Annotated in this window: 6 protein-coding genes and 1 pseudogene; 4 read left to right on the top strand and 3 right to left on the bottom strand. The window is 68.0% G+C overall.

Annotation, left to right across the window (positions count from 1 at the left end; genetic code table 11):
* The coding region (locus tag ACWIE7_RS18180; RefSeq protein ID WP_454070187.1) for an SDR family oxidoreductase at nucleotides 1–252 on the top strand (252 nt) is incomplete at its 5' end.
* Nucleotides 253–498: 246 nt separating this feature from the next.
* On the opposite strand, the gene ACWIE7_RS18185 is transcribed toward ACWIE7_RS18180, so the two are convergent.
* Genes ACWIE7_RS18185 through ACWIE7_RS18195 form a run of 3 tightly spaced genes read right to left on the bottom strand, consistent with a single transcriptional unit; the run spans nucleotide 499 to nucleotide 2,941 of the window.
* Nucleotides 499–1,281, bottom strand: a complete 783-nt coding sequence (locus ACWIE7_RS18185; protein WP_454070188.1) for a hypothetical protein — start codon at nucleotides 1,279–1,281, stop codon at nucleotides 499–501.
* On the bottom strand, nucleotides 1,278–2,000 hold the full coding sequence (locus ACWIE7_RS18190) for an ATP-binding cassette domain-containing protein (protein ID WP_454070189.1): 723 nt from the start codon (nucleotides 1,998–2,000) through the stop codon (nucleotides 1,278–1,280). The genes ACWIE7_RS18185 and ACWIE7_RS18190 overlap by 4 nt, the downstream gene beginning before the upstream one ends.
* Nucleotides 2,001–2,005: 5 nt before the next feature.
* Nucleotides 2,006–2,941, bottom strand: coding sequence for a hypothetical protein (locus tag ACWIE7_RS18195; RefSeq protein ID WP_454070190.1), 936 nt, complete (start codon nucleotides 2,939–2,941; stop codon nucleotides 2,006–2,008).
* Nucleotides 2,942–3,159: 218 nt separating this feature from the next.
* On the opposite strand from ACWIE7_RS18195, the pseudogene ACWIE7_RS18200 reads away from it, so the two are divergent.
* From ACWIE7_RS18200 to ACWIE7_RS18210, 3 genes and pseudogenes are all read left to right on the top strand, one after another.
* Nucleotides 3,160–3,258, top strand: a pseudogene (locus ACWIE7_RS18200) (competence protein CoiA family protein); the annotation flags it as partial.
* A gap of 966 nt (nucleotides 3,259–4,224) precedes the next feature.
* A complete protein-coding gene (locus ACWIE7_RS18205; protein ID WP_454070192.1) occupies nucleotides 4,225–4,638 on the top strand; it encodes a hypothetical protein in 414 nt (137 codons plus the stop codon).
* 15 nt (nucleotides 4,639–4,653) lie between these two features.
* Nucleotides 4,654–4,983 (top strand): hypothetical protein (locus ACWIE7_RS18210; RefSeq protein WP_454070191.1); only part of this gene is annotated, 330 nt, incomplete at its 3' end.

Below are 4,983 nucleotides of genomic sequence, written 5' to 3' on the forward strand. Positions count from 1 at the left end.
TGGCTGGCGCCGCACGGCATCCGCATCAACACCATCCACCCGGCCGGCGTGCCCACCGCGATGGTGTCGCACGCGGAGATGCAGGCCTGGTTCGCGGGCAACCCGGCCGGGCACACGATGGGCAATGCGTTGCCGGTGCCGATGCTCGACCCCATCGACATCTCGCGCGCGGTGCTCTACCTGGTGGAGGAGTCGGGCCGGCACATCACCGGTATCACGCTCCCCGTGGACGCCGGGTTCACCGGCAAGTAGCGCGAGTAGCCTCTGCGGCGCCTGCCGCCTGCCGCCTGCCGCCTGCCACCGGCCGCCTCGCCGCCTGCCACCGGCCGCCTCGCCGCCCGGCTGCGTCGGGAAGAGGGTTCGGCCCGCATCGCCCGAGTGAGTTTGTGCGCTTTCCGCTTCTCGATGGAGCCCTCGACTTGGCGTGAGTCGCGCGGCGGGGGCGGGATTTCATCATGGGGAGCGGATGGTGTGGGCCCCTGAGCGGCATGCGGCGATTCAGCGCCGGCGGGCGGCCCGGGTGCGCAGCCACCCGGCGAGCACGAGCGCCAGCGCGATCAGGCAGAGGTAGACCAGCGCCCCGCCGCGGCCCCACGCCGGGTCGAGCGCGAGGTCCTGCCCACTGCCGTAGACGCCGTTGAGGAACGGCATGAACCGGGTGAGCACGTCGCCGCGCGGCAGCAGGATCACCGCGTTCTCCACGAGCAACGACCACACGGTCAGCACCGCCACCGCCGCCGGCGCGGAGGGGATCAGCGCGCCGATCCCCAGCCCCACACCCACGGCGCCGAACGCGTAGACCGGCAGCGCCCACAGGAAGCGCACGCCCTCCGGGGTGAACGCGTCGACCTCGGAGTGGACGCCGGGAAAGAACACGGGCAGCGCGAGCATAGTGAGCATCGTCGCGATCCCGAGCAGGACCGCGGCCAGCCCGCCGAGCACCACCCAGCGCGCGAACATACTGGTCAACAGCCTCGGGGAGGCGTACCGGCGGGTCTCTGCGACAGGCCCGGCCTCGCTCTCGGCCTGGCGGTAGGCGGCCGACACCGCGAACACGGTCACGCCGATCCACAGCAGCCAGTACACCGAGTTGGTGGTGCTCACCGCGGTCACGCCGAGCAGTCCGTCGCGCGCGTTCAGCGACTCGGACACCGCCGCCACCGCCAGCGTGATCAGCACCGGTAGCAGTACCCCGAGCGGCACGGTGAGCCGGAACAGGAAGCTGCGCGGCCCCCCGATCGCCACTGCCTCACCGGCGATGCCGCGCCACAGCACGCTCATCCTGCCACCGCGTGTCCGAGGGCGACGCGTGGCACGTACGCGGCGAACGACTCCTCGAGATCGCCGAATCCGCCCCGGACCGCGGCGACGGCCCCGGCGGCCACGATGCGCCCGTCCTCGATCATCACCACCTCGTCGGCGGTCCGCTCCACCTCGGCCAACGCGTGCGAGGCCACCACCACGCAGCGGCCCTCGTCCGCCCACTGCCGCAGCAGTCCGCGCATCCACAGCACGCCGGCCACGTCCAGCCCGTTGAGCGGCTCGTCGAGCAGCAGGGTGCGCGGGTTGCCGACCAGCGCGGATGCGATTCCGAGCCGCTGCCGCATACCGAGTGAGAACCCGCCCACCGGTCGGTCGACCACGGCGGCCAGACCCACCTCCTCGAGCAGCGCGTCGGTCCGCCCGGCCGGGACCCCGCCGAGCGCCGCGAGCCACCGCAGGTGCCGGCGCGCGGAGTGGCCGGGGGTGAACGCGTCGGCGGACAGGTGCATCCCCAGGTGTCGTACGGGCGCCTCGAACGCGGCGGGGGCCCGGCCGTCGATGCGCACGGTGCCGGCGTCGGGCCTGGTCACGCCGCCGATGCAGCGCAGTAGCGTCGACTTGCCCGCGCCGTTGAGCCCCAGCAGGTAGGTCAGTCGCCCGTCGGCGAAGGTGTGGTCGAGGCCCCGCAGCACCTCGCGGCCGCGGAACGCCTTTGTCAGCCCTGCCACCTCGATCATCGCGTTCAGCCTCCGCACGCGATCGGCAGCCCGACGGTCCGCACGCCCTCGCACACCGACCGTGTCGACAGTTTCCAGTTGCCGTCGCGTTGGACAAACACCACGCGCGTGCGGATGCTCGGCCTTCCCGCGGATTCGCTGTGCAGGGTCGCGGTGATGGTGTCCCCGGAGCGCTCGACGGGCCCGGTGATGCGCTTCCAGCCCTGCGGCGCGCGGAAGATCCCCAGGTTGTAGACGGTATTCGGCACCACGACCCCGCCCGGGCCGGCCTCGAGGTTGCGGGTCTTGGCGGCGTCGTCGGCAGGCGTGGCCACCAGTAGGTGGACGATCGCGTTGAGGTCGTCGAGCGTGGGCTCGGAGGTGGTCACGGCGAAGTCGGAGGGGAGCGGGCCGGGCGGGGTCCAGCCGGTCACGCGCTCCCCTGCGGTGGGCCCCGCGTCCGCGGCGCGCGCCTCGCCCTGCTCCTGATTGGCCTGCGCCTCATCCTGCGAGTGGCCGTCCTGCGCGGCGTCACCGACGGCCGCTGGGCTGCCGCCGGGCGTGGGAACCGTCGTGGGCGCGGGCGCGGCGCCGGTCGCGGGGGACAGGCCGCCGCCGTCCTCGGGGGAAGCGGCGGTGGTCGTGTCCGCGGTAGGGCCGGGCGGAAGATCCGACGACGACGACGCCAACGCGTCCGGCCCGCCCTCGGCCACGGTCTGCCCGTCCACGCTGACAGCCCCGCGCGGGTCCACGGCCACCACGATCTCGGCCGGGGCGTCGTTGCTGCGGTGCAGCCCCACCACGCCCAGAGCCAGGAACAGGGAGGACACGATCGCGGCCACCGCCCCGGAGACCAGCACGGTCGGCCAGTTGATCTCCCGGCGGCCCCGGCTCACGGCCCCGAACCGGCCGCTGTCGCCGAAGGCGCCGGGGTTGTCGTCGTCATTCCCGTCCACATCCACGAAGTTATGGTAAGCCTCACCTAACTCTGTGCCAATACTGTCCCGCGCCGCCCCCGGCTGGTCCCGTCGCCTGCCTGCTTTGCTGTCCGAGCTGTGAGGTAGAACTGATTTATCTCAGGTAGCGACCGCCGAGTAGGTGACTGGTCGGCCGGTTGTGCGTGTTGCGGGGTGGGAGGTTCTGCGTGGAGAGTGCGATCGACGTTCTAGCGGGGCGTCGTGTGCCCGCCTCCCATGGCAGGCAGGGTCGCACGTACGAGTGTGCGCGGTGTCGTGCTCAGGTGCATCTCCGTGCGGGCCAGTACCGGGCGGCGCACTTCGCGCACAACCCAGGGGTCGGAGACCCAGAATGTGAGCTTTTCGCTGACTCTGTCAGCACAAACTCGCCGCAACCCGCGTATGAGATAAGAACGTCGCCTCTGCAGCTCTGCATTGCCGAAGACGGATCCTGGCAGCTTTATGTCGAGATCCCTCCAATCGAGCCGGGCGAATGGGGACTTGCACAACTGAGCAGATTCGAGGGCTCGTTTGTGACGATTAACGGGGACGCCGGATCTACGTCGGCCACCCGGAGCGCCAGAGAACTGTGGCCTGGCTCTGGGCGAAACGCGGTCGCTGTGGTGCCGACGACCGCACGATCGTCCTTCAGGACAAACTCAGCTTGGCCGGACCGCGTCGAAAGACGGCGATGGCACAGGGAGCTGCCGCCAGTCTCGGCAGGCGGCACACTCTTCGCTCGCTACCGCGGCGGCAATTTTCGGAAGTACGATCCGCAGTCCACGCCGCTTCACTGGGGCGATACCGTGATCCTGGTCAGCGTCGGTTCCAAGAAGTTCGTGTCCGGTCCGCGCATACGACGGCTCGAAACGCGCCATACCGTGGCGGCAGATTGGTTCGCCTGGGAAGTCTCGCTTCCCGCCCGCCAGAACGCTCGAGTTCGAGACTGGCTCGCTGGGCTCGGGGCTTCCGTCGAGGCGGGGAATGCGCGCCCGAAGCTAGTTTCGGTGCCAACTGGGTACGCCGCCGACGATGTGCCTCGCTACCCAGCAGGCGCTGTCGTGGCCGTCGATGCCGGAGCGAGCTGGTGTGAGATTCATCTGCATCACCGCAACCGACCGTATATAGCCGAGCACCTCGGGGGACCGGGTATGACGGGGCTGCGGTCCGATCTTCCGATTGACTCCGTGATGGTCAAAGCGGGCTCTGGGCGGCACGTCGAGTATCAGGTGGGCGGCGCAAGCCGAGTGACTGCACACAGCTGGTCAGTCCGGTGCGGGGAGCGCAATGTGTACCCCTTCGAGTCTCTGTCGATGGAGATGGAACCGCAGGTTCTAGAATTCGATACCGCGCCCAACGTCGACGGGCCATTCTTCGATATCGAGCTGGACAATGGTCGCGAAGTTCTGCGGGTCATGAGCGCCGAGCCTTCGGATGCACAGATGTGGATCCGCGAGCGAATATCGCAAGCACGGTGCATCCGAATTGATGCAGGGAATCTCGGCTCGGTCGAGATATTTATTGAATCGGATAAGTGCACGCCAGCGCCCGACAGTTCACCTTCGCAACAAGGGAAACATGGTGAGGGCTGGTTTAAGGCCCATGCGCTCGCGACTGGCACTGAGGGTCAGCAGCATTTTCCACATTGGCGCTGTCGTGAAGTGCTCGCTGGCGATGGCAGAGCCGTGTGGCTCGGAATTTAACGGAGGTAAGAAATTATGATATCCGCGCTTCCGGCTGATCTGGTCGTCGGAAAAATTGATTGGTCCACCAAGGGGTATTCTTCGATAATTCCCGTTAAGAATCTAGTTGGTGGGCAGTGGAAAGACGCAAGCTCGGCTGATTACCCTCCGAACGGAACGGTGTTCTGGCCTACTTCTGGTTTGCGCGAGAAAGGTTCGCTGCATGTCTTCACAGTTCGACGGGCCGATTCTGTAGGCAAAGACGAATTTCTAGTCGATTTAGAACGGTCCTGGTACTCGGTCATCGATGTTATTAACCGTCGGTGGGATGACGCGGTCCGACAGTTGCATGCCGGATCGCTGCCT

The sequence above is a fragment of the Dietzia sp. NPDC055343 genome (assembly GCF_053645265.1).

Bases quoted from the DNA above. Each gene is read 5' to 3' on its own strand.
- ACWIE7_RS18190 (WP_454070189.1), bottom strand. From the start codon at position 2,000: ATGATCGAGGTGGCAGGGCTGACAAAGGCGTTCCGCGGCCGCGAGGTG.
- ACWIE7_RS18185 (WP_454070188.1), bottom strand. From the start codon at position 1,281: ATGAGCGTGCTGTGGCGCGGCATCGCCGGTGAGGCAGTGGCGATCGGG.